This is a genomic window from Mesorhizobium australicum, assembly GCF_900177325.1.
In the GTDB taxonomy this organism is placed as follows: domain Bacteria; phylum Pseudomonadota; class Alphaproteobacteria; order Rhizobiales; family Rhizobiaceae; genus Mesorhizobium_A; species Mesorhizobium_A australicum_A.
This window is the reverse complement of record NZ_FXBL01000003.1, coordinates 196,556-219,710: the sequence shown is the minus strand read 5'-3', so window position 1 is coordinate 219,710 and position 23,155 is coordinate 196,556. Positions and strand designations below refer to the sequence as shown.

Annotated in this window: 14 protein-coding genes, 12 pseudogenes and 1 other annotated feature; of the genes and pseudogenes, 21 read left to right on the top strand and 5 right to left on the bottom strand. The window is 59.8% G+C overall.

The annotated features are described in order from the left end of the window. Positions 1 to 172: 172 nt before the first annotated feature. Together B9Z03_RS02225 and B9Z03_RS30145 are read left to right on the top strand one after the other, a co-directional pair. Positions 173 to 474: pseudogene (locus B9Z03_RS02225) on the top strand (transposase family protein); the annotation flags it as partial. Between the two features lie 94 nt (positions 475 to 568). After that, positions 569 to 1,074, top strand: a pseudogene (locus B9Z03_RS30145) (DUF6088 family protein). 212 nt (positions 1,075 to 1,286) lie between these two features. Here the strand turns inward: B9Z03_RS30145 and B9Z03_RS02215 are convergent. After that, positions 1,287 to 1,636, bottom strand: a pseudogene (locus tag B9Z03_RS02215) (Tn3 family transposase); the annotation flags it as partial. Positions 1,637 to 1,904: 268 nt separating this feature from the next. Beyond that, positions 1,905 to 2,093 (bottom strand): annotated as a pseudogene (locus tag B9Z03_RS30575) (IS110 family transposase); the annotation flags it as partial. Here B9Z03_RS30575 and B9Z03_RS02205 point away from each other — a divergent pair. Further along, a pseudogene (locus B9Z03_RS02205) lies at positions 2,094 to 2,836 on the top strand (transposase); the annotation flags it as partial. 12 nt (positions 2,837 to 2,848) lie between these two features. On the opposite strand, the gene B9Z03_RS02200 reads toward B9Z03_RS02205, so the two are convergent. After that, positions 2,849 to 3,795, bottom strand: a protein-coding gene (locus B9Z03_RS02200; protein ID WP_139832131.1) for an IS630 family transposase whose coding sequence is annotated in 2 segments (ribosomal slippage) — positions 2,849 to 3,456 and positions 3,456 to 3,795 — 948 coding nt in all. Because the reading frame shifts where the segments join, the coding sequence is not laid out codon by codon here. Positions 3,796 to 4,444: 649 nt separating this feature from the next. Between B9Z03_RS02200 and istA the strand changes: the two genes are divergently transcribed. From istA to B9Z03_RS02185, 3 genes and pseudogenes are all read left to right on the top strand, one after another. Further along, a complete protein-coding gene (istA, locus tag B9Z03_RS02190) occupies positions 4,445 to 5,974 on the top strand; it encodes an IS21 family transposase (RefSeq protein ID WP_085462674.1) in 1,530 nt (509 codons plus the stop codon). Positions 5,975 to 6,020: 46 nt separating this feature from the next. Continuing rightward, positions 6,021 to 6,131: pseudogene (locus B9Z03_RS29260) on the top strand (ATP-binding protein); the annotation flags it as partial. Between the two features lie 97 nt (positions 6,132 to 6,228). Continuing rightward, a protein-coding gene (locus B9Z03_RS02185) for an IS5 family transposase (RefSeq protein ID WP_139832130.1) occupies positions 6,229 to 7,054 on the top strand; the annotation gives its coding sequence in 2 pieces (ribosomal slippage) (positions 6,229 to 6,360 and positions 6,362 to 7,054; 825 coding nt in all). A 36-nt stretch (positions 7,055 to 7,090) separates the two neighbouring features. On the opposite strand, the pseudogene B9Z03_RS02180 reads toward B9Z03_RS02185, so the two are convergent. Then, positions 7,091 to 7,874 (bottom strand): annotated as a pseudogene (locus B9Z03_RS02180) (IS3 family transposase); the annotation flags it as partial. A gap of 331 nt (positions 7,875 to 8,205) precedes the next feature. On the opposite strand from B9Z03_RS02180, the pseudogene B9Z03_RS02175 reads away from it, so the two are divergent. The 3 pseudogenes from B9Z03_RS02175 to B9Z03_RS02165 form a co-directional block, all read left to right on the top strand. Next, positions 8,206 to 9,131 (top strand): annotated as a pseudogene (locus B9Z03_RS02175) (ABC transporter substrate-binding protein). Positions 9,132 to 9,516: 385 nt separating this feature from the next. Beyond that, a pseudogene (locus B9Z03_RS02170) lies at positions 9,517 to 10,543 on the top strand (IS110 family transposase). A 267-nt stretch (positions 10,544 to 10,810) separates the two neighbouring features. After that, positions 10,811 to 10,924 (top strand) — a sequence feature (AL1L pseudoknot). Beyond that, a pseudogene (locus B9Z03_RS02165) lies at positions 10,817 to 11,257 on the top strand (IS3 family transposase); the annotation flags it as partial. It overlaps the preceding feature by 108 nt. Here B9Z03_RS02165 and B9Z03_RS02160 read toward each other — a convergent pair. Next, a pseudogene (locus B9Z03_RS02160) lies at positions 11,253 to 11,597 on the bottom strand (hypothetical protein). The pseudogenes B9Z03_RS02165 and B9Z03_RS02160 sit on opposite strands and share 5 nt — an antisense overlap. A gap of 227 nt (positions 11,598 to 11,824) precedes the next feature. Here B9Z03_RS02160 and B9Z03_RS02155 point away from each other — a divergent pair. From B9Z03_RS02155 to B9Z03_RS02105, 12 genes and pseudogenes are all read left to right on the top strand, one after another. Next, a complete protein-coding gene (locus B9Z03_RS02155; protein ID WP_085462673.1) occupies positions 11,825 to 12,052 on the top strand; it encodes a hypothetical protein in 228 nt (75 codons plus the stop codon). A 116-nt stretch (positions 12,053 to 12,168) separates the two neighbouring features. Next, positions 12,169 to 13,275, top strand: coding sequence for a glycine cleavage system aminomethyltransferase GcvT (gcvT, locus tag B9Z03_RS02150; protein ID WP_085462672.1), 1,107 nt, complete (start codon positions 12,169 to 12,171; stop codon positions 13,273 to 13,275). Positions 13,276 to 13,355: 80 nt separating this feature from the next. Beyond that, positions 13,356 to 13,937 (top strand): HupE/UreJ family protein, encoded by a 582-nt coding sequence (locus B9Z03_RS02145; protein ID WP_085462671.1) that lies wholly within the window; start codon positions 13,356 to 13,358, stop codon positions 13,935 to 13,937. Further along, positions 13,856 to 14,080 (top strand): annotated as a pseudogene (locus B9Z03_RS30570) (hypothetical protein); the annotation flags it as partial. The gene B9Z03_RS02145 and the pseudogene B9Z03_RS30570, both read left to right, overlap by 82 nt. 96 nt (positions 14,081 to 14,176) lie before the next feature. Next, positions 14,177 to 15,856: a formate--tetrahydrofolate ligase gene (locus B9Z03_RS02140; RefSeq protein ID WP_139832129.1), complete on the top strand. Its 1,680-nt coding sequence runs from the start codon at positions 14,177 to 14,179 to the stop codon at positions 15,854 to 15,856. Positions 15,857 to 15,882: 26 nt separating this feature from the next. Then, a complete protein-coding gene (gene folD, locus B9Z03_RS02135) occupies positions 15,883 to 16,785 on the top strand; it encodes a bifunctional methylenetetrahydrofolate dehydrogenase/methenyltetrahydrofolate cyclohydrolase FolD (protein ID WP_085462669.1) in 903 nt (300 codons plus the stop codon). Positions 16,786 to 16,788: 3 nt separating this feature from the next. After that, complete coding sequence (locus B9Z03_RS02130; protein WP_085462668.1) at positions 16,789 to 17,433, top strand: response regulator transcription factor; 645 nt, start codon at positions 16,789 to 16,791, stop codon at positions 17,431 to 17,433. 224 nt (positions 17,434 to 17,657) lie between these two features. Continuing rightward, positions 17,658 to 18,191, top strand: a complete 534-nt coding sequence (locus B9Z03_RS30565; RefSeq protein WP_432416982.1) for an NYN domain-containing protein — start codon at positions 17,658 to 17,660, stop codon at positions 18,189 to 18,191. 251 nt (positions 18,192 to 18,442) lie between these two features. Next, on the top strand, positions 18,443 to 19,603 hold the full coding sequence (locus B9Z03_RS02120) for a substrate-binding protein (RefSeq protein ID WP_432416979.1): 1,161 nt from the start codon (positions 18,443 to 18,445) through the stop codon (positions 19,601 to 19,603). A 159-nt stretch (positions 19,604 to 19,762) separates the two neighbouring features. Then, a complete protein-coding gene (locus B9Z03_RS02115) occupies positions 19,763 to 20,599 on the top strand; it encodes a branched-chain amino acid ABC transporter permease (RefSeq protein ID WP_085462665.1) in 837 nt (278 codons plus the stop codon). Positions 20,600 to 20,663: 64 nt separating this feature from the next. Beyond that, the gene (locus tag B9Z03_RS02110; RefSeq protein WP_244561626.1) at positions 20,664 to 22,418 is read left to right on the top strand and encodes a branched-chain amino acid ABC transporter ATP-binding protein/permease; all 1,755 of its coding nucleotides are present in this window, start codon (positions 20,664 to 20,666) and stop codon (positions 22,416 to 22,418) included. Positions 22,419 to 22,432: 14 nt separating this feature from the next. Next, positions 22,433 to 23,140, top strand: coding sequence for an ABC transporter ATP-binding protein (locus B9Z03_RS02105; RefSeq protein WP_085462663.1), 708 nt, complete (start codon positions 22,433 to 22,435; stop codon positions 23,138 to 23,140). Positions 23,141 to 23,155: the final 15 nt, after the last annotated feature.

Genomic DNA, 23,155 nt, shown 5'->3' with positions numbered 1-23,155 from the left:
CCTGGACCATTGAACGGTCGATCGAGGTCGGTATGATTATGAGGCCCAAGCTGTGCGGATCTCCATCTTGGCCGGGCACGAACCCGAGACCGGATACGTTGACGCAGACTGAACAGAACCAGCTTCACAAACCCCTTGCAGACGGGGAGACCTCGAATCAACGGGGTTTTTGATGTCCAGCAAGAGTGCTCTCGACCACTTTTCCGCCCTCGACGATCCACGTCAGTCGTGGAAGGTTGTCTATCCGCTGCCCGAGATTTTGGCTGTGATCCTGTGCGGAACGCTGGCGGGGGCGGAGGACTTCGTCGAGATTGAGCGCTGGGCGCGCCGGAAGCTGGCCTTCCAGCGCTGGCCCTTGCGTTCGAGAAGGGCATTGCCTCGCACGACGCGCTGAACGACGTGATGAACGCGCTGTCGGCCGGGCCGTTTTCCGAGTGCTTCACCACCTGGGCGGAGGGGTTGCGCGAGGCCGAACATTCGCGGCGGCCGCGGCGGCCGTTTCCCGCCACGAAATGTGCCGATCCTAATTCCAAGTTCTACGGCGATGACATCAGTTCCCGATCGGATCATGCGACGTGCCCGCTCTGCGGGGCGCGGCGGTGTCTTCAAGCTACGCCGCCTAGCGCATGGCCTCTACGACTATCCGAATGTCCATGCGAAGCTGGGGCCGCTTTCACCGGCTTCTGACGACGTTGCACGCGCTCTTGCGCGGGAGACTGGTTCGCAGGCGCAGATCGCTGGCGTACACGCTGCCAATGCGCTCGGCCTCTCGACGCAAGTGCCCGCAAAGAGCCTCTACCTGACGGACGGGCCCTCACGCCGGATCGTGCTGGGCAAACGGGTGGTCGATCTGCGACATGCTTCACCCAAGCACCTGATCGCGCTCGGCAGTCCTGCCGGGGCCGTTGTCCAGGCTCTTCGCCATGTTGGCCCTGTGCGAGCCGCCGACGTGGTAGAGCGTCGGCTGTCGGCCAGCGACAAGGTATTCATGTCCAACGCGGTCCAGGCCCGGCCTGGATGCGACCCACGCTGCTCTCGATCGGCACCACGGCTTCGGACACACCGAATGGTTAAGGTTGCTCTGCTTCCGGCGCGTGACCGCGCGGCTGGCGCCGACCGAGGCGTCGGCAACACGATCATCGAGAAAGACTTCTGCTGGACATTGAAGCGACTGGTTGGAACTTTCAGCAGCGAAATTGCCGCAAGAGGGGGATCGTGGCGACGCTGAGCAGAACGTGAACGCCCGCAGGAACGCACCGGAATACTTGTTGACGGTCGCATATTGCTGCATCGTCGGTGAGCTTCTGGCCGAGCTTGATAATCTGCACACGATCGGCGTGTGTCGACGGCTGGCATTGAAGTCGTTGGCCAGCCATGCGTTGCGTCCCGGTGATATGCGCATCTGCACTTTCGGATCGATCTCCAGAATACGCATGAAGGCAATCCGTTCGGTCAGACCGATCAGGTTCAACGCACCAGGCGCATCCGGGGCCGATCGCAACCAATGAAAGCGCGTCTACCCGATCGTTGGGTCAACCTCCAATAGCCTGTCCAATGATGCAAGCTGATCAGGCGGGAAACCCTCGATGAGTTCTTGCTCTGCGCGTCGGCGTGCTATCGCGCGACTGCCGAGTCCTGTCAATCGGTTCGGAATGGGGACCCTGGATCGGCCCTTTAATTGCGGGTAGTTGTCAATCCGGATCTCGCACTGCCATCGCCGGGGTCATGGTCCTTTCCGAGGTCGGATGCCTCATGATGAAGTTCGGGTCGGGCGCCTAAACGTGTGCAAACGACGTTCGATTGACGTCAGCCGATTCAACGAGGTCGCCACAACCACCGTCCCGGCGGGGACGTCGCGATCCGTATGCCGCGGGCCGCGATAGGTTGCGCCTAGAGTGGCATCATTACGCCATTTTCTCATTTCCCCATTCGAAGCTGGTGCCGTCGACCCAGATGCAGTGAAGCAGCACGGCGATCTTGCGGGCGACCGCGACTTTGGGCATTCTTCATGCCGATCCGCCTCGACAGACGCATCCCCAAGCTTTCAGCGTGGACCATTTCTTCGTCCGGTGCAGGAGCACGCTGGCCGCCTCGAGATCGATCGCTTCCGGGGAAACACCGTAGCGACTGGTTCTTCGCCTTCCTCGATGCCTTTCCGACCCCAGCAAGCATCACGGTGCTGACGAAGGAGGAGTTTGTGACAGCAGCCTGGGATGTCGTCGGCCGCAAGGTCAGCAAGACACAGATTCTGATGGATATTTACGAGACGGCACGCTCATCGATCGGGTTGCCGCTGCCGCTCGATGCGCCTGCTATTCGCATGTTCCGGATGGTCATTGACGAAGCACGCAGCCTGATCCGGCAACGCAATGAGATCGAAGCGCAGGCCGACGCGATGTTGCGGCACAGCCAGGATTATCAGCTCCTGCGCCAGATCCGGCCGATCAATGCGTTGACGATCATCGCCGAGGCCGGAGACCTTCGCCGCTTCCATCATCATCGCCAGTTTCTGAAGTTCTGCGGGCTGGATCTCTCAACCCAGCAGTCAGGTCAATATCGCGGCCAGACCCGCCTTTCCAAATTCGGCAATGCTCGGCTGCGTCGCACCCTGTGGATCGCCGGGCAGGTTGCCATCCGCCAGCGCGAGAACGGCTTCCGGCACAAGTTCGAACGCTACGTCGCAAGAGATCGCGACAATCCAGATCTGCGCCGCAAGGCTATGACCGCAATTACCGCCAAGATGGCGCGTGTCGTGCACGCCGTCGTCAAAGGTGGTTCCGACTACCGGCCCTTCGTCGAGGGGCGGGTGCCAGGTGGAAGAACCTCTGTCAGCTAGAGCAGATTCGACTTAATCCGGGTCATATCCGGCTGCCTCGAAGTAGTTTCTGCATTCCTCTGGCGTGAAGGCGGAGAGGCAGTCGGCGACGACGGACCAGAGTTCGTCGACGGTTCTGGCGGCTGCCTTTCGGAGCAGGGCCTTGAACTTCGAGAAGGCCATCTCGATCGGATTGAAGTCCGGCGAGTATGGCGGCAGGAACAGGAGCCGCGCTCCGACCTTCTCGATGACCTCGCGCACGCCGCCGATCCTGTGAGCTGGCAGATTGTCCATGACCACGATGTCTCCGGGGCGAAGCTCGGGCGCGAGAACCTGCTCGGCATAGGCGAGGAATGCCAGACCGTTCATGGGACCGTCGAGCAGCATCGGCGCCGCCATGCCGGACAGCCGCAGGCCGGCGGTGAAGGTGGTGGTCTTCCAATGGCCGTGGGGAACCGCCGCCCGGCATCGCTCGCCACATGGCGCCCTGCCGCGCAGCCGGGCCATCTTCGTGGAGGCGGCGGTCTCGTCGATGAAGATCAGTCTCTCGGGGTCGAGGTCGAGCTGCCCGTCGAACCAGGCCATGCGGCGGCGCAGGACATCGGGGCGCTGCTGCTCCGAGGCGTGCGCCGTCTTTTTTTGAACGTGATGCCGCGCCGGTCGAGGAACAGCCACACCGTCGAGGGTGCCGCCCGCACGCCGCGCTCGGCGACAAGGCGCTCCCCGATCTCGGCCAGCGTGATGTCCGGCACCTCCTCGATCAGGCCGAGAATGAAGGCCTCGTGCGCATCGAGCTTTGAACGTGACGGCTGGCCCGGCTTGCGCGCTTCCATCTCGCCGGTCTCCCGGTAGCGCCGATACCAGGCCCCGGCCGTCGAGATCCCGATCCGGAAGCGCCGTGCCGCCTCGCGCGTAGAAATCCCGTCCTCGATCGCGGCAATCACTCGACCACGAAGGTCGCAGCTCAGGCTCCTCGTCATCAGCACCTCCTGGCAAATCACCAGGAGCAGTGAATCAGACAACGAACGACACGGGAATCCTCAAACCGACTCGGCATTCAACGAAAATGCTCTAGGGCCGTGAGGGCATCGCTTCGATGACCCTGTAGATAATGTTCGGGTCTTCCGCCTGGATCAGAAGCTCGTGTTGAGGACGGTGAGGGCCGCCTTCGTGCGTACCCTGTGTTTGCTATGGACGAGACCTTTTCCCTTGCCGGTGGAAGCCGCCTGTTTCGACGACTTGACCAACGTCACGCAGCGAGAGCATGCTGGCGGATAGAGAGACTTTGACCGTCTGCTCCAATTTCCTTCCGCTCTTAGTGTCCGTTCCAAAAAGGAGTGAGTGATTTCAGTGGGTTGTGGTTCAGTCGGATTGCTGAGATTCGACGGAGATCACGATGCCCTGGACCGAAATCACTCGCCCGCACTATGAGCTGCTGATTCCGAGGGATGTCGCCCCCGGATTCCGAAATGATCTCGCCCCCCTGTTCCGAGAATTAGTCGCCCCCTGATTCCGAGATGATGCCGCCCCCTTGGTGGCGGTGTTTGGGCCGGGTGTTCTGCTGGTGAAAACTTCCTTCTTTTTGGCGTGTCCGAAGGAAGGAATGAGATGCCGGCGGAGAGATTGACCATGCGGCGTGTCCGCGAGATTTTGAGACACCGATTTGAAGAGGGCCTTGGCCACAAGGCGATATCGTACCGGGTTAGAGCTGCGCCCTCGACGGTGCGCGAAACGCTGCGGCGCGCGGAGGCTGCCGGTCTTGTCTGGCCTTTGGGCGACGAGATCACCGACGCGGTTCTGGAAGCCGCGCTTTACGAGGCGGCCGGGACGAAGACGGGCCACCGCCGTAGCGTCGAGCCGGACTGGGCCCATGTCCATCGTGAGCTGAAGCGCAAGCATGTGACGCTTCAAATCCTGTGGGACGAATATATCGAGCGCCATCCGGATGGCTACCGCTACAGCCGCTTCTGCGACCTTTACCGGGGCTGGGCGGCCAATCTGCCGGTGACGATGCGGCAGAACCATGCTGCCGGCGAGAAGCTGTTTGTCGATTATGCCGGCGACACGGTGACGGTCGTCGTCGACCGGCTCAAGGGCAAGACGCGTCAGGCGCATCTGTTCGTGGCGGTGCTGGGGGCATCGAGCCTGTCCTACGCGGAAGCGCGCTGGAGCGAGACGCTGCCGGACTGGATTGGGTGCCATGTTCATGCGCTCGAAGCCATCGGCGGCGCGCCGGCACTGTTCGTGCCCGACAATGCCAAAGTGGCGGTGATCAAGGCATGCCGCTACGATCCCCAGGTCAACCGCAGCTATGCCGGGATGGCGGCCCATTACGGCAGTTCGGTGCTGCCGACCCGGCCGCGGCGGCCGCGCGACAAGGCCAAGGTCGAGGCAGCGGTGCTGATTGTCGAGCGCTGGCTTCTCGGCCGTCTGCGTCATCGCGTCTTCTACAGCCTGGCCGAGGTGAACGCCGCCATTGCCGAACTGCTTGCCGATCTCAACGATCGTCGGGTTCTGCGTCGTGTCGGGCGCACGCGGCGGCAACTGTTCGAAGAGATCGATCGCCCGGCGCTGCGATCCTTGCCTGTGGAACGATACGTCTTTGCCGAATGGCGCATCCGGCGCGCCGGTCTCGACTATCATGTCGAGATCGATCGCCACTATTACTCAGTCCCCTGGCGCTTCGCGCGTGAGCAGGTCGAGGCGCGCATCACCGCCAACACCATCGAACTGTTCCGCAAGGGCGAGCGGATCGCCGCCCATATGCGGTCGAGCGGCAACGGCCGGCATACGACCGTCCCGGAGCACATGCCCTCTGCGCACCGCCGCTTTGCCGACTGGACGATCGAGCGGATCAGCCGGGAAACCTCGGCCATCGGCCCGGACGCGGCCTTGCTTTGCGAGAAGATCCTTGCCGACCGGCCGCATCCGGAACAGGGCTTCCGGCCCTGTATGGGCATCATCCGCCTCGCCAAGGGCTTTGGCCGGGAAAGGGTCAATGCTGCCTGCGGCCGCGCGCTCGAGATCGGCGCGCGGACCTATGGCTCGGTCCGCTCGATCCTCGACAATCGGCTCGACCAGGCCCCGGCGTCAGCGCGTCCGGCATCACGCGAACCCATCGACCACCCCAATATCCGCGGTTCCCGCTATTACCACTGAAGGAGAAAGACATGCTTGCACATCCCACCCTCGACCGCTTGACGTGATCGGGAATCCGACTTACGCCGACGCCATCCTCGACAGGCTCGTCCACAACGCCCATCGCATCGATCTGACGGGCGAAAGCCTGCGCCGAAAGGAAACGCGAAATGCTTGACATCGATCCCTGACGAAATGACAACAAACGTCGCCAGCAGAGCCCCGGCCCACGGGGGCGAGATCATCTCGGAATCCGGGGGCGCAATCAAATCGGAATAAGAGGGCGGCTTCGTCGGAATCGGCACTATGAGCGGCGTTGCGCCCGCTACGCAAGCGATCTGACCGACGAAGAGTGGTCGCTGATCGAAGCGCTGATGCCATCGCCGAACCGTATTGGGCGCCCGCGCAAAGACGGACCTGCGCGAGGTTATGAACGCGCTTTTGTATATGGCCTCCTCGGGCGGGGCATGGCGGCTTTTGCCGAAGGACTTTCCGCCGTTCTCGACGGTGCAGAAATACTTCTACCGCTGGCGCGACAATGGCCTGCTTCGCGCCATCAACAATGAACTGGTGATGGCGGCGCGCGAACGGCAAGGCCGAGAGGCAAGCCCCACGGCCGGCGTCATCGACAGCCAGTCGGTCAAGACCACCGAAAGCGGCGGAATTCGTGGGTTTGACGCCGGCAAGAAGGTCATGGGCCGCAAGCGGCATATCGTTGTCGACACACTCGGCCTGCTGGTCGGTCTCGTCATCCACGCCGCCGACGTTCAGGACCGTGACGGTGCGCCCGTCGTCCTGAAATCGATCCTCAAACGCTGGCCGTGGCTGCGCCATGTCTTTGCCGATGGCGGCTATGCCGGACCGAAGCTGAAAGGGGCGCTGAAAAAGGTTGGCAAGTTCACGCTGGAAATCATCAAGCGCTCGGACAGCGTCAAAGGCTTCGAGGTTCTGCCGCGCCGATGGGTGGTGGAACGCACATTCGCATGGCTGGGCCGGTGCCGAAGGCTGGCAAAGGACTTCGAACGAACCATTGCCTCCGCCGAGGCATGGGTCTTCATTGCAAATATCCGCCTGCTCACCCGTAGGCTCGCAAAGCCTTGAAAAGGCGACGCTCATTATGATTCAGTCTCTTAGGACGTTGTCGGAGATGATCATCAGCGGTCGGCCGCGGACCTCGGCGATGGCGTCGAGTTCCCGTGCCACCCGCATGCCGGATAGCGATGTGTCAACGACGAGCGCCAGGCACTCGCGGGTGAAGTCGTCGACCACCACCAGGACCCGGAACCGCCTGCCATCGGTCAGCATGGCCGACACGAAGTCCAGGCTCCAGCGCTGGTTTCGGACCCTGCGGCAATGTCATAGGCGCTCGTGTGCCCAAGGCCCGCTTGCGGCCGCCGCGTTTCTTCACGGTCAGCCGTTCCTCGCGATAGAGACGGAACAGCTTCTTGTGGTTCAGGTCGAGGCCCTCCCGCCGCAGCAGGATGTGCAGCCGCCGATAGCCGAACCGACGCCGTTCCAGCGCCAGTTCCTTCAGCCCCTTGCGCACGGCGGTGTCGTCCGGCCGTCGGGACGCATAGCGGAAGGTCTTCGGGGCGAGCCCGACCAGACCGCAGGCACGCCGCTGCGAATAACACTTCTCTTTGATTGCCCAGGTCACGAAGCGCTTCCTTGTCTCGGGCGTCAGAACTTTCCCAACGCTTCCTTCAGCGTCGCGACGTCTCCTCAGCCGTCGGTTCTCATCCTCAAGGCTCTTCAGCCGACGCGCATCCGACACTTCCATGCCGCCATAGGGGCTGCGCCAGTTGTAGAAGGTAGCCTCCGAGATCCCGTGCTTGCGGCACAATTCCGCCGTCGGGATTCCCGCCTGGTGCTCCTTCAGCACGCCAATGATCTGGTCTTTCGTGAACCGGCTCTTCTTAATCTGCGTCTCCTTTCGACGGAGTCCAGTTCAAACCGAGGGCATCCCAGGGGCAACGTCAGCGATATTGACGTCATTTTGGTTGTGTGCAAGCTTTCTCTTTCAGTGGCGGGCTAGCCACTGTGACACCAGCGTCAAGTTCGACCCGCAGGTTTTCCTGCCAGCACGGTCGTATGGCGCGTAGCATTCTCAAAACTAAACATCATTTCATTCCCGGCGATGGCTGCTGTCCGCATTTGGTCGCAGCCTCGAAGGAGGTGAAAGGTTATAAGGAGAACGCAATGAGAACATCACTACAGAAAGCTCTGTTTTTTTTGCTGTAACTGCACTTTCGATGGGAGGAGCTGTTGCTGAAGACGATCCAATTTTGTTGGGTATTCCACTCGGACTAAGTGGTGCAAACAGTGTCACCGCTCCCGCAGTGATTCAGGCAATGGATCTTGCAATTTCAGAAATTAATGACGCGGGAGGAGTGTTGAATAGGAAGTTCGCCATGGAACTTGCCGACAGTGCATCTAGCGCCGCAGGCGCCCAAAAGGCGTATGACTCCCTTGTGTTTCAGAAGAAAGTCAATGTCATAATTTCATCGGAACCGAGCGCGGCCAGAAACGCTGGGCTGCCGATCATCACCAGAGGAAAAATCCCTTATATCTACACTTCATTCTATGAGGGCGGGTCCTGCAACAAATATCAACATATCAATGCTTGGGTGCCGCAGCAGATGGTGTCCCTCATGGTCGACGCCTTTATAAAGGATAAAGGCGCCAAGACATTTTTCCTGGTCGGAAACGACTATGCCTTTGGCCGTGGTCTCCTAGGCGACACCAACAAATACATCACGGAGAAGGGCGGCTCGATGAAGGCACTGCAAAAAGCCTGGGTGCTGATGCGGAAGGTATTTATCTCGGTGGCACATACTACACCAGTATCAATTCTGAGAGTAATGAGAAGTTCCTAAAAGCATTAAAGGACAAATTTGGAGCCGAGACAAAGACCGCGAGCGAACTCTCGGTCCCGCAATATGATGCCGTTCATCTCTATGCTCTAGCTGTGGCAAAAGCCGGCACAACGGATACCGATGCCGTTGTAAAGGCTCTGAGCGAAGTAACCTACAATGGCCCGAGAGGTCCCGTACAAATGTCGAAGCAGCGTCATGCCCCTCTGACAATGTATCTCGCTCAGGTTAATGCTCAGGGAGATACGGATATTATTAAGTCAGAGCAAAATGTAAACCCGGGCGAGCAATGTCCTGATCTGTAATTCGTATATATAAGCATCCTTTTGGTCGGGAGAACTTTCCACTCGTCCACACGTCTTTGACCAAGATGCTGCTCTAGAGCGGTTCTGCCGGTTAAGTGAAAACCAGAACCGCTTGTCTTATGACATTTCCGCGTTTGAAGGCCAAAGTGGGGTGCCGACAGCGGGCCATCACGACCGCAGGCGGCGAGAGGGGATGGATCGTAAGGACGCCGGTCGTGGTGACGAAGCTCAAGGCTTTGGAGCGCGAGAACCGCGAGCTTCGGCAGGCCAACGAGATCCTGCGCAAGGCGAGCGCGTATTTTGATGGCGGGGATGCCCCCTCCCGACGGCATCGCAATGTGCCAAGGTGTGATCTTCAAAGACATCACGCGAGGAGAGGACATCCATGTCAGAGGTTAGCATCATCGGAATCGATCTCGCAAAGCGGATATTCCAGACGCACGGGGCGGTCACCGATGGCTCTGTGGCGTTCAGGAAAAAGCTTTCCCGTGACCGGCTTCTGCTGTTCCTCAGCGCTCAGCCAACCTGCATCGTAGCGATGGAAGCCTGCGCGACGGCCCACGACTGGGGCCGCGAGATTGAGAAGCTTGGGCACACGGTCCGCCTGATCCCACCCATTTACGTGAAGCCCTTCGTAAAGCGACAGAAGACGATGCCGCCGACGCGGAGGCCATCGCCGAAGCGGCATCGCGCCCGACCATGCGGTTTGTGGCCGTGAAGAACGAGGCTCAGCAGGCCCGGGCAATGCTGTTCCGTACCCGCGACCTGCTGGTGCGCCAGCGCACCCAGTTGATCAATGCGATGCGCGGCCATCTCGCTGAGCATGACGTGGTGGCGGCGCAAGGGCCAGCCCATTTGAAGCGCCTAGCGGACGCCATCGCCGACGAGACATCCCTTCTGCCGGAGATGGTGAGAGACCTCGGTCTGCTCTTTCTCGAGCAGATCGACGCGCTCGACACAAAGATCGGCGAACTCGACAAGAAACTGCGCTCGGCCACCGGGCAGGCCGAGACGACTCGGCGACTGCAGACCATACCAGGCGTGGGACCGATCACGGCAGTTGCGGTGGAAACGTTCGCGCCGGCTATGCAAACCTTCCGCAGCGGTCGGGACTTTGCGGCTTGGCTCGGGCTTGTGCCGCGCCAGTGCTCGACGGGTGACAAACCACGCCTCGGAAAACGTCAAAGATGGGGCAGCGCGATATCCGCCGGCTGCTGATCATTGGCGCGATGTCGGTGCTGAAGGCGAGCGCCCGGTCGGCACCGCCGGTGGGTTCGTGGCTCGCGCGAATGCTGGGAAAGAAGCCAAGAATGCTGGTTGCGATCGCCCTCGCCAACTAAATGGCACGAGGCATCTGGGCCATGATGACGAAGCAGGAAGATTACCGGGGTCCGGTAGCAGCTGCCGCGTGATCGCAAAGATCAAGCGGAACTGCCCCGGCGTTGGGGGGTGTGAGGAGGTCGAGGAACAGTATGGGCAAATGATCGACAAGATCGCGGGCGGGCAAGTCATTGCCTGAGCAGGAGCTTCGAGCTCGCTATTTTGATGTGACCCCGTCCGGCGCATCGCCATACCGGCCAGCGGCCATGATGAGAGCCGCGTCTTTGAGGCCTGACACATGACCGCACCCGATCACGCACCCAAACCGTTCGAAAGCCACTTGCACTCACGGGGGCATCCACACATGCCCAGGCGGAGCTCGACCGCCAGTTCAAGCCATGTTCGCGTTCATCGACGATCACCGCGAGGCGCATGGGGTCGAGCCGATCTGCAAGGTGTTGCCGATCGCCCCGTCGACCTACTACGACCATGTCGCCAAGCGTATCGATCCCTCCCGGCTGTCGGCTCGGGCAAAGCGGGATGAGGCTTTGAAGGATGAGGTCCGACGCGTGTTCGATGCGAATTTCCGCGTTTACGGCGTTCGCAAGGTCTGGCGGCAGTTGGGCTTCGATGTCGCCCGTTGCACGGTCGCCCGCCTGATGAAAGCCATGGGCCTCGAAGGCATTATCCGCGGCAAGCCGATCCGCACTACGGTGAGCGACAAGGCCGCACCTTGCCCTCTCGACCACGTCAACCGCCAGTTCCATGTCTCGGCGCCGAACATGCTGTGGGTCGCAGACTTCACCCGCTCGCCCCATTCTCGAGATCCCGGATGAAAGCCAGAACCGCCTCGGTATGACCTTCTGCGACGAGCTCGGCTGCTGTGCGATGGCCATAGTCGACGATCGGCTCGTTGCGATACCAGTAGATCGCCCTTCGTTGTCGCCGGTGAGTTCCGTTGCAGCCGAAATCACCTTCACCGTCTCCCGCATTCTGCCCTGCAGGCGCTCCGACGAAGGATTGCGGAGAATGTTGCGGTGAACGCCTGTCACCAAGAGACTTCGACAGGCGCTTTGGCGAGATATATGGCGTGCGCGGATCTTGAAGACTATCAACAAAGCCGGAAACCATTGCGTTGTGGGTCATGCCAGGCCTCGTCCAGTTGGACCCGGTTGAGATCGATGTACCTGATAATCGACGTCGCGGCATGCTTCCGCGTCCGCGTGGCCGGTGTGTTGGGCTAAGCAGGTGGATGTAGACGTCTTCGCAAGGGGGGAATTTGGCTGCGCGCCCCCTTTGGCAAGCACCGTGGGTGAGCTTGGTCCATCCTTCCTCGCGCTGGTCCTGAACAGATGATGGGGAGCAAGTCCTGCATGCAAGGCAAGGCATTGTCCGAACCGAACACGATGACGCCAGTCTATGTCGGCATCGATGTGTGTAAAGCGTGGCTGGACGTCCATGTGGGCGCGGGCGGCGTTGAGTTCCGCATCGCCAATAACAGGCCGGTCCGTTTCTTGCAGAAAATTGCGCATGAATGGCTGTTTTGTCGGCGGGCACTTCACCTGATAAATGCCTTGACACAACTCGGGACAAGAAAATAAGAAAGGTGATGCAGCGGGCTAGCTGCATCGGAATTGGGGTATTTGAAGCCCCCGACTGGCGCGATGGCGCCGTCGGGGGCTTTTTTTGTTTTGCGCACTAGGAGGAGAAACGCGCCATGAAGAAGACTCCGTTTTACGGAAGCGGCCTTGAGTATGGGGCCAAAATGATCGAGTTGTTCGGCTACTACCTTCCTTGGGAGTACAGCGCAGGACATTCCCGGGAACACTTGGGTACTCGCGAGAGCGTCTCTCTGTGTGATCTGGATTATATGGGCGAATTCGTTGTCGAAGGACCCGATGCGCTTCGGTTCATCCAGATGCTCGCGACAAACGACTATTCCAAGAAGACGATCGGCTCCGTGCAATACACCGCCATGTGTGACGAAGACGGTCAGATGATCGACGACTGCACGATCTGGTGCCTGGACAATAACAAGTACATGATCATCAGTGGTTCGGAAGACGACTACGTCTGGATATCCAAGCAGGCGAAGTCGTACAACGTGACCACCACCAACGTGACCGATAAGCATACAACGCTTGCGCTGCAGGGGCCGAAGGCCAATCGCGTGCTGCAGCAGCTGGCAGACATCGACCTGTCGACCATCGGCTATTATCGCTTCCGGCCGGCAAAGATCTCCGGCATCGAGTGCATCATTGCGCGCATGGGCTACACGGGCGAAGCCGGTTTCGAGCTCCATTTCGCCTCAAGTGAAGGGCCGACCATCTGGAACCTGGTCATGAAGGCCGGCAAGCCCCACGACATTGTTCCATGTGCTCAAGCCGCTCTGGAGAGCCTCCGTCAGGAAGCCGGATATCTTTTGGTCGGCAAGGACCATGATCGCCGCACCAATCCCTTCGAAGCCGGCATCGGCTTTGCCGTGAAGTTTGGAAAAGAGGATTTCATAGGCAAGGCGGCCTTGCAGCGAATCGTCCACGAAGGGGTTACCCGCCGGATGGTATGGCTCGACATTCCGTCCGGCGATGTGGCTGAAACCGGCGACAAGATAGTTGTCGGCGACCGCGAGATCGGAGTGGTCACCAGCGGATCCTTTTCGCCCACCAGAAAGCGCGGAACCGCCATGGCCTATGTCAATCCCGCCCACGCGGTTCCGAGTCTGGACGTTGCGGTCGTGCTGGGGAATGGCAAACGAGCGGGTGCGAAGCTGTCGGTGATGCCGCTGTATGATCCCGGCGACACCCGCACCAAGAACTTCGCCTAATCCAGGTGTTGAAAGCTTCCCCATCAGCTGGGGAAGCTGTCAACCGGCACGGTTTTCCTTCCTCCAATCGGAGAAGACCTATGACCAGATTCCTTCTGATGACTGCATTATCACTTGCGGCCGCGACGACCGCCGAGGCTCATCCCGGAACCGGCCAGGCACATGGGATTGCCGCCGGTCTTTCCCATCCGCTTGGCGGTCTGGACCATGTTCTTGCCATGGCGGCCGTGGGCCTGCTCGGATACCTGTTCGGCGGCCGTCTCCGTTGGCTCCTGCCGGCTGCTTTCCTGGGAATGATGGTCTTCGGGGGTGCGCTCAGCGTTGGCGGCATCGATCTGTTGGCCGTCGAGATCGGAATAGTCCTCTCCGTCATCGTGATCGGAGCCATGATTTTGATCGCTCCCAACGTTCCTGCCGGCGTCGCACTCGCGATCACCGGATTCTTTGCCGTGTTTCACGGTCACGCCCATGTTGCCGAAATGCCAATTGATGGCAGCGTCACCGGCTACGCGCTAGGTTTCGTGCTGACGACGGCACTGCTCAACGCTGCAGGGATTGTGTTTGGCGCAGGGATCGCAGCATTTGGTGGCTCGCCGCTTGTCAGACTGACAGGTGGGGCCGTGGCTGGTTTGGGGCTGGGCATTTCGGCCGGCCTCATCTGATCGCAACTGCGGGCGAGGGATATCGGCCGCAATTTTGCTTCGTCAAAGCAGGTCGAACCACTTGGCAAAAAGCCGGTTCGCTGACGCCCGTGCCTGGCGGCATCGGACCGATGACGATCACGCTTTTGATGGCGAAAACGGTGGCCTCCGCCTTCCGTGCCGCAGGCCAGCGGCCGCCGCGTCTTTTAAACCCATCGCGATCCGGCGCTGCCGGATCGAACACCGTTCCGGAGGGAAACATGTTCGAAGTGAAGTCCGACATCGAGATTGCGCGTGCTGCGAAAAAGAAGCCGATCCAGGAGATCGGCGCCAAGATCGGCATTCCGACCGAACACCTCCTGCCCTATGGCCACGACAAGGCGAAGGTGTCGGCGGAATTCATCAAATCGGTCAGGGGAAACAGCGACGGCAAGCTGATCCTGGTGACCGCGATCAACCCGACCCCGGCCGGCGAAGGCAAGACGACGACGACGGTCGGCCTCGGCGACGGGCTGAACCGTATCGGCAAACGAGCGATCGTCTGCATCCGCGAGGCTTCGCTCGGGCCGAACTTCGGCATGAAGGGCGGCGCGGCCGGCGGCGGCCTGGCGCAGGTGGTGCCGATGGACGACATGAACCTGCACTTCACCGGCGACTTCCACGCCATCACCTCGGCGCACAACCTGCTTTCGGCGCTGATCGACAACCACATCTATTGGGGCAACGAACTCGGCATCGACACCCGGCGCGTCGTCTGGCGGCGGGTCATGGACATGAACGACCGGGCGCTGCGCGAGATCATCTGCTCGCTCGGCGGCGTCGCCAACGGCTATCCGCGCGAAGCGGGCTTCGACATCACCGTTGCCTCGGAGGTCATGGCGATCCTGTGCCTGGCCAAGGATCTCAAGGATTTGGAGAAGCGGCTCGGCGACATCATCGTCGCCTATCGCCGCGACAAGACCCCGGTCTTCGCGCGCGACATCAAGGCGCCGGGCGCGATGTCGGTGCTGCTGAAGGACGCCATGCAGCCCAATCTGGTGCAGACGCTGGAGAACAATCCGGCCTTCGTGCATGGCGGCCCGTTCGCCAACATCGCGCATGGCTGCAACTCGGTGGTCGCCACCACGACGGCGCTGAAGCTCGCCGACTATGTCGTCACCGAAGCCGGTTTCGGCGCCGATCTCGGGGCGGAAAAATTCTTCGACATCAAATGCCGCAAGGCCGGGCTGAAGCCGGCCGCCGCGGTCATCGTCGCGACGGTTCGCGCCATGAAGATGAATGGCGGCGTCAAGAAGGAAAATCTCGGCACGGAAGACGTCGCGGCCGTCAGGAAGGGATGTCCCAACCTCGGCCGCCATATCGAGAATGTCAGGCAGTTCGGCGTGCCCGCGGTGGTTGCGATCAACCATTTCCACTCGGACACCGAAGCCGAAATCCAGGCGTTGAAGGATTACGTCGCCTCAATGGGCGAAGAGGCGATCTTGTGCAAGCACTGGGCGCAAGGCTCGGCCGGCATCGAGAATCTCGCGCATAAGGTGGTGGCGCTCGCCGAGTCCGGCGCGTCGCAATTCGCGCCGCTCTATCCCGACGCCATGCCGCTGTTCGAGAAGATCAACACCATCGTACAGCGCATCTATCGCGGCTCGGAAGCGATCGCCGACAAGAGCGTGCGCGACCAACTCCATGCCTGGGAGGCGGCCGGCTACGGCAATTTGCCGGTGTGCATGGCCAAGACACAGTATTCCTTCTCGACTGATCCGAACCTGCGCGGCGCGCCGACCGGCCACACCGTGCCGGTGCGCGAAGTCAGGCTGTCGGCCGGCGCCGGCTTCGTCGTCGCCATCTGCGGCGACGTCATGACCATGCCCGGCCTGCCCAAGGCGCCCTCCTCCGAGAAGATACTCCTCAACGAAAACGGCGACATCGAAGGCCTTAGCTGAGCAAGGCAGACCGAAGGAGTTTGGACATGCCAAAGATAATCGACGGCAATGCGGCTGCAGCGGATGTGCTTGCAAGGCTCAAAGTGGCCGCCCAGCAGCTGACCGCGGAAACCGGTGTAGTTCCAGGTATCGCTGTCGTCATAGTCGGCCAGGATCCGGCCAGCAAGGTCTATGTCGCGTCCAAAGGCAAGAAGGCCAAGGAGTGCGGCTTCCATTCGACCGAGGATGCACTGCCGACGCACACTACCGAGGAAGAGTTGGTCGCGCTAGTCGAAAAGCTCAATGCCGATCCTGCAATCCACGGGATCCTGGTGCAGTTGCCCCTGCCGGACCACATCGATTCCGGCCGCATCATCCAGACGATCGCTCCGGAAAAGGACGTCGACGGGTTCCACTTCATCAATGTCGGCAAGCTCGGCACGGGCGAACTCGACACCGCCTTCGTGCCCTGCACGCCGGCCGGCTCGATGATTCTGATCGAGCGCGAGCACGGCCGTGATCTGTCGGGCCTCAACGCCGTAATCGTCGGACGCTCCAACATAGTCGGCAAGCCGATGGCCAATCTCCTGCTCCACGCCAATGCCACCGTGACCATCGCCCACAGCCGCACCAAGAACCTGCCGGAGCTGTGCCGAAGCGCCGACATCCTTGTTGCGGCTGTTGGTAGACCTGAAATGATCAAGGCGGACTGGATCAAGCCCGGCGCGACCGTGATCGACGTCGGCATCAACCGTATTTCCGGCGGCAGCAACGGCAAGACGCGCCTGGTCGGGGACGTGTCTTATGAAGAAGCCGCCACAAAGGCAGGCGCCATAACGCCCGTCCCCGGCGGCGTGGGACCGATGACGATTGCGCTCTTGATGGCCAACACCGTCACATCGGCCTCGCGTGCGGCCGGGCGGGCGTTTGCCCTCGAAGCTTACGGTTGATCGATGCATGGCGGCGACGTAAAAAAGCCGACACGGCCGAAAAGGCTGCTGATTGCCGAGCGTAATCAGCTGGTGATCTCAGCGTTGCGCGACATGATCAGCCGCGACGAACGTTTCGACTTCGCCGCCGGCATCCATAGCGGCAAGGCGTTTCTGAAAGCCGTGGAGGAACCGCAGAGGGCCTTCGACATAGCAATCGTCGGCTGGAAACTATCCGACATGGATGCCGGCGAACTGCTGATCGAACTTCGTCGCCGGCAGTGCGCGACGCGCGTGGTCATCTTCTGCAATGATCACGACATAGGCATACTGAAGCAGTGCGTACGCCTCGGTGCGCACGGCTTCTGCTATCAGTTCGACGATCCCGGCATTCTGTTCGACACGCTTGCTGCGGTCGCAAACGGCCGCATCTGCATTCCCTTCATTGACGTATCCAAAATCAACGAAACGCCGTTGTCACGCCTGACGCCGCGCGAACTAGAATTGCTCGCTGTGCTCGCCAATGGCTGGACCAATCTGCAGATTGCGACCAGGACGGGCATTTCGGAGAACACGGTCAAGTACCATCTCAAGAACCTGTACGACAAGCTCGGCGTCCGCAATCGGGCAATGGCGGTTGCGCTGTTTCTCACCGATACGAAACATTAAAGTCTCCAACGCCTGCTTCCCAGGTCGCGATTCTCGCGCGCGGCAAGCCGACCTTCATTTGCGGACAGTTCGAACCCGAGCGTCTCGGCGGCGCGACGCGCGCCTTGGCTGCGTCAGGCCAATCAGCGATTTCCGATCTGTCACCGTCAGATGAACCGACGCAGCCGTTATCCTGTGATTGCTTCAAAATTAACGACACGGAACCGTCATTGGATATTGAGGTAGTGTCTCGCCGGTTGGGGCGTCTGATCTGCGCAAGGCATGGCACTATCTCAGTGAAGGTTTGCTTTTTCACAGCCGTTCCAGATGAGCCGGAAGACGTTAAATCGAGGCATCGAACCTTCAACACAGCCCTTCGCGCGGTGGGGGTCGATATCGTTGAGGGGCATCACGTCATTGATCCCGACTCAGGGAAGCGTCAGGAGAAGCAAACCGATATAAACCTCGCCCTCCATCTCATCCGGGATGCGCACGACAACGTATATGACTGTGCCTACATACTCAGCTCGGATTCAGATCAAGCCGCCACGGCGAAAATGCTCAAATCGTGGTTCCCGAACAAGTATCTCGTTGGCGTAGCGCCCCCCTCGAATAAGGTGCCGGAGAAGCTGATCACTTATGCCGACACTCACTTTGAGCTAACAATGGCCGACTTGGAGCGTTGTGTCTTTGACGACCCGTTGATTGGACGGTCAGGCAAACCGATCCCGCGACCAGATGCTTACCGACCGCCAGCCGGTTGGATTCGGCCCATATAATTCAAACTGAGACACTACCGATATTGACGTCATGTTGCATGTGTGCGAGCGTTCCAAATGGGTGGCGGGATAGCCATCCGCAATCTGGTACCACGTGCCACGCTCAGGATACATTCCTGCCAGCGCGCAGTTTCGCCAGCACTCTCAAATTTATCGACATCATTTCATCTGGCCGACGGCTGCCGTCTGCTCAACGGAAACGGTGTCAGCTGGCGCTTTGAGCGGGCAAAAAAATCACAAGGGGAACGCAAATGAAACCATCTATGCAGAAGATTTCCGTGTTGCTTGCCGTAACTGCCCTATTGACCGGGAGCGCAGTTGCGCAAGACGAGCCGATCGTGTTGGGCATTCCAATCGGATTGAGCGGTGCAAACAGCATCACGGCTCCCGCGGTTATTCAGGCGACGGAGCTTGCAGTCTCTGAAATCAACGACGCAGGGGGGGTGTTGGGCAGAAAGCTTGTTATTGAACTTGCTGACAGTGCATCCAGTGCTGCAGGAGCTCAAAAGGCGTACGACTCTCTCGTGTATCAAAAAAAAGTCGACGTTATAATTTCATCGGAGCCGAGCGCGGCCAGAAACGCTGGCCTGCCGATCATCACTAGGGGAAAGATCCCGTACATTTATACTTCCTTCTATGAAGGAGGTTCCTGTAACAAGTATCAGCACATCAACGCCTGGGTGCCACAGCAAGTGGTGTCCCTCATGGTTGACTACTTCATGAAGGATCTAGGCGCGAAGACATTCTTCCTAGTTGGAAACGACTATGCCTTCGGCCGAGGTCTTCTTGGCGATACCAACAATTATGTCACAGAGAAAGGTGGGATGGTCGTCGGAGAAGAATATAATCCGATCGACGCCAGTGATTGGACGGCGACCGTTAGCAAGATCCGCGAGGCCAATCCAGATGTCATCATAACTTCCACTGCGGCAGGCGCGCCAAATGTGACGTTCACAAAGCAGTTACGGGCGGCCGGCATCACCGCCAACTATGGCAGCTACGCACTGGATGAAGGTACTGCAAAGACCCTAGGGTCGGATGGGGAAGGAATTTATCTCGGCGGCACGTACTACACAGGCATCAATTCTGAGAAAAATGCGCAGTTCTTAAAAGCGTTAAATGATAAATTCGGCGCAGAGACAAAAACGTCAAGTGAACTCTCGGTCCCGAATTATGACGCCGTTCATCTCTATGCTCTAGCTGTAGCAAAAGCCGGCACAGTGGACACGGACGCCGTCGTAAAGGCTCTGAGCGAAGTAAGTTTTGATGGTCCTAGAGGCCCCATACAAATGTCGAAGCAACGTCATGCTCCGCTGACGATGTATCTCGCGCAGGTCAATGCTCAGGGCGACACCACGATCATCAAGTCCCAGCCCAACGTGGACCCGGGCGAGCAGTGCCCCAATCTGTGATCAGAACAGGCGGCGCTTTCCGCCGCCTGCCTCTGCTGACCAACCAATAGTGGCGATGCTGTGTTGATCCGCCAGACGCGGTCATGTACGAAACCGCCTTTTCGTCATCGATCACGCAAGAGATCAATACAGCACGCCACAGAGGAGTCGGAGACTTAGATGGTTCCGGTACTACTTGATATCATAACAACTGCAGCAATCTTATACATCGTGTCTTTGGGATTGCTTCTTGTATTCGGCGTTATGAAACTGATCAACTTCGCGCATGGCGCATTGATGACGCTCGGCGGTTATGCTGCGGTCATGGCCACCGCGATGGGGGTAAGTCCCTGGGTCGGTATACCCTTGGCTGCGATCTTCGGTGGTATCGTCGGTCTCGGCATGGAGCGTGTCGTCGTACGCTCGCTCTACAATCGTCCCCTCGATGCAATTCTGGCGACTTGGGGCCTGAGTATCATCATCGGGCAGATCATCACGTTGGTTTTTGATCGGGGCGTTCATTTCGCCGAACCTCCGATCAGGGGCGTAATCAGCATCCTTGGGGAGCCGTATTCGACCTATAGGCTGATCCTGATCGCCCTTGCGCTGCTGCTCGGGGTCGGCTTGACGCTGGCGCTCCGGGGTACCTCGCTAGGCCTATCCACACGCGCGGTTATCATGAACGAGGACCTCGCACGCGGGCTCGGTATCAACAGCGGACTTGTCCGCTCCGTCACGTTCACCCTCGGCTCCGGGTTGGCGGCGGTGGCGGGAGCTCTGATAACGCCCCTATCCAGCGTCGATCCGAACATGGGCGTCGCCTGGCTGATCAGCGCCTTCATGCTCGTGCTCGTATCGGGTTCCTCGCTCTATAGCCTGGCTGTCGCGAGCATTGTGCTGGGCGGCGCCCAAGTCCTCGTGAGCAATTATTTCGGGCCGGTCCTCGGCGGCATGACGATCGCCGCCCTGGCTGCTGTCGTCCTCCGTATCCGTCCGCAGGGGTTTTCTTATGAGTGATGCGAACGTTAAGGAATTGGGAAGCACTTCCGTTCCACGACCCCAGGTTCCCCCGCTGACAAGGATGGTGATCGTCGCTTCGATCGTTCTGATCGGCGTCGGCGCCGCGCCATTTTTTATGGACGCCTATTCCGTGAACGTCCTCGTGAGATCGATGATTTATGCGACGATCGCACTGTCGGTCGACATCCTCTGGGGCTACCTCGGAGTTCTGACCTTCGGTCAGTCGGCATTCTTTGCGGCCGGCGCCTACGCGACGGCATTGGTTTTCACCTACGGCGGCTTTTCGGCTGAATTTGCCTTCGCCGCCCTCCTGATTGGTATCGCGGTCGCGGTCGCTCTCGCCGGCTTGGTGGCATTCCTGGCCTTCTGGCATGGCGCGTCGGCGCTGTATGCGTCGGTGATCACCCTCGTCCTGCCGATCATTGTCACCCAGCTTCTGTTTTCCGGCGGAACCTACACCGGCTCCAGCAGCGGCCTGACTGGCTTCGACACTATTCCCCTGAGCTCCGAAGGGTGGTTCTGGGTGGTCGGCGTCTGGCTGGTAGTCCTGACGGCAGCGGCTTGGATGTACACACGCAGCGACGCGGGACGGCTTCTGATCGCGATCCGCGAGAACGAGCAGCGGTGCAAGTATCTTGGCTTGAACACCTCGAACATCAAAAAGGTGATTTTTCTGATCTGTGCCGCAATTGGCGCGATCGCCGGCTGGATGTACGCCAACTACACGATGGTCGTTGCTCCTGAAATCGCCGGCTTCACGTTCGGAACGGAGCTTCTGATCTGGGTAGCATTGGGCGGGCGCGGCACGCTGTTTGGCCCGGTGATCGGAACGATCATCATTGACTATGCCAGTGCGCAGTTGCAGGGCGATTTTCCCTTCGTGTGGAAGCTTGTCATCGGAATAGTCTTTGTTTCCGTTATCGTAGCCTTGCCGCGCGGTATCCTGCCGTTAATTTCTCAGGCCGCAAACTGGTTCCGTGGTCGCACCGGCAAAGCCCAGCCGCATCCATACTCTCAGCTCCAGCTGCGCAAAGCGAGCAGGAGCGAACATAACCACATTGCGGCTGGGTCCAGCGGACCGGCGCTTGCGGTGAGCGGGGTCGAGAAGCGATTCGGCAGCCTGGAGGTTCTGTCCGGCATCGATTTCGAAGCTACCTATGGCGAGATCGTCAGTCTCGTGGGGCCCAACGGCGCCGGCAAGACGACCCTGATGACCTGCATCGCCGACGGCTCGAAGCGCAGCGGCGGCACGATTTCGGTCGCTGGCCAGGATATCGGTCATCGTCCGCCTGAAGAGTGCGTGCGTCTCGGAGTCGGCCGCAAGTTCCAGACGGCCAACGTTTTTGACACTTTGACGGTCGGCGAGTGCCTCCAGATTGCCCGGGCGCGCCTGGATCCTTTGTCGAAATGGCAAAAATCCGGTGTTTGCAGTCTGCCGCCCTCTGCCATGCGCGTCGTCAGGGCCACGGGTCTTCACAGCGATCTGAACGTGCCTGCGCAAGTGCTGTCGCACGGAAAGAAGCAGGCGCTCGAATTGGCAATGGTGTTGGCTCTCGAGCCCAAAGTCGTCCTCCTGGATGAGCCCACGGCTGGTCTCACCAAAGCCGAGCGCACGCTGATCGGAACGATCCTGACGGAACTCGCCAAAGCGGAGCAACTCTGCATTCTGCTCGTGGAGCACGACCTGGAGTTTGTCCGCGAGATTTCTTCGCGGGTGATCGTTCTGCATCAAGGTCGGATTGTTCTTAACGGCTCGGTCGATGAGGTCGTGAATTCCGAGCTCGTCAAGTCGGTCTATGCCGGGTCGGGGCACTGAGGAGAGATGGAATCATGACGGAAGCAATGCTCGCTGTGAATGGTCTCAGCAGCGGATATGGACAGGCGACCGTAGTACGGAACCTGGACTTGACGATTGCCCGCGGCGAAATCGTCGCCGTGGTCGGCAAGAACGGCATGGGCAAGAGTACACTTCTCAAGTCGATCATGGGGTATTTGCCGAAGTTTTCAGGCTCCGTGTCGATGGCGCAGAATGCTATCAGCGAATCCCGGCCCCATCAGATTGCCCGGCTTGGCGTGGCTTATGTGCCGCAGGAAAAAGCGTTATTTCAGGACCTTACGGTCGAGGAAAACATTCGCTTGGCGTTGCGTGGCTCGGCAGGCTGGAACGAGGCAAAGGCGACGATCGGCCGTTGCTTCCCGTTTCTCCTCCAGCGGTTGCAGCAAAAAGCCGGCACGCTCAGTGGCGGCGAGCAGAAGATGCTCCTGATGGCACGCGGCCTCTCCGTCGGAGCCAAGGTGCTGCTGATCGACGAGATAACCGAAGGCATGCAGCCTTCGATCATCTCCAACCTAGTGAACATCATCAAGACGGAGAGGGATCGCTCGGGCCTCGGCGTTCTGCTGGTTGAACAGAACATTCCGTTCACCCGCGCCGTTTCCGATAGATATGTCCTCCTGGATAAGGGCGAAATATCGGGATCCGGAAACACACGGGACGCGGATACGCACGAAAAGATCACGGCTCACATAAGCCTCTGATCATCCGAAAACGAC

Coding starts and splice junctions, on each gene's coding strand:
- istA (WP_085462674.1), top strand. CDS start 4,445: ATGCGGCGTGTCCGCGAGATTTTGAGACACCGATTTGAAGAGGGCCTT.
- B9Z03_RS02155 (WP_085462673.1), top strand. CDS start 11,825: ATGCAAGGCAAGGCATTGTCCGAACCGAACACGATGACGCCAGTCTAT.
- gcvT (WP_085462672.1), top strand. CDS start 12,169: ATGAAGAAGACTCCGTTTTACGGAAGCGGCCTTGAGTATGGGGCCAAA.
- B9Z03_RS02145 (WP_085462671.1), top strand. CDS start 13,356: ATGACCAGATTCCTTCTGATGACTGCATTATCACTTGCGGCCGCGACG.
- B9Z03_RS02140 (WP_139832129.1), top strand. CDS start 14,177: ATGTTCGAAGTGAAGTCCGACATCGAGATTGCGCGTGCTGCGAAAAAG.
- folD (WP_085462669.1), top strand. CDS start 15,883: ATGCCAAAGATAATCGACGGCAATGCGGCTGCAGCGGATGTGCTTGCA.
- B9Z03_RS02130 (WP_085462668.1), top strand. CDS start 16,789: ATGCATGGCGGCGACGTAAAAAAGCCGACACGGCCGAAAAGGCTGCTG.
- B9Z03_RS02120 (WP_432416979.1), top strand. CDS start 18,443: ATGAAACCATCTATGCAGAAGATTTCCGTGTTGCTTGCCGTAACTGCC.
- B9Z03_RS02115 (WP_085462665.1), top strand. CDS start 19,763: ATGGTTCCGGTACTACTTGATATCATAACAACTGCAGCAATCTTATAC.
- B9Z03_RS02110 (WP_244561626.1), top strand. CDS start 20,664: ATGGTGATCGTCGCTTCGATCGTTCTGATCGGCGTCGGCGCCGCGCCA.
- B9Z03_RS02105 (WP_085462663.1), top strand. CDS start 22,433: ATGACGGAAGCAATGCTCGCTGTGAATGGTCTCAGCAGCGGATATGGA.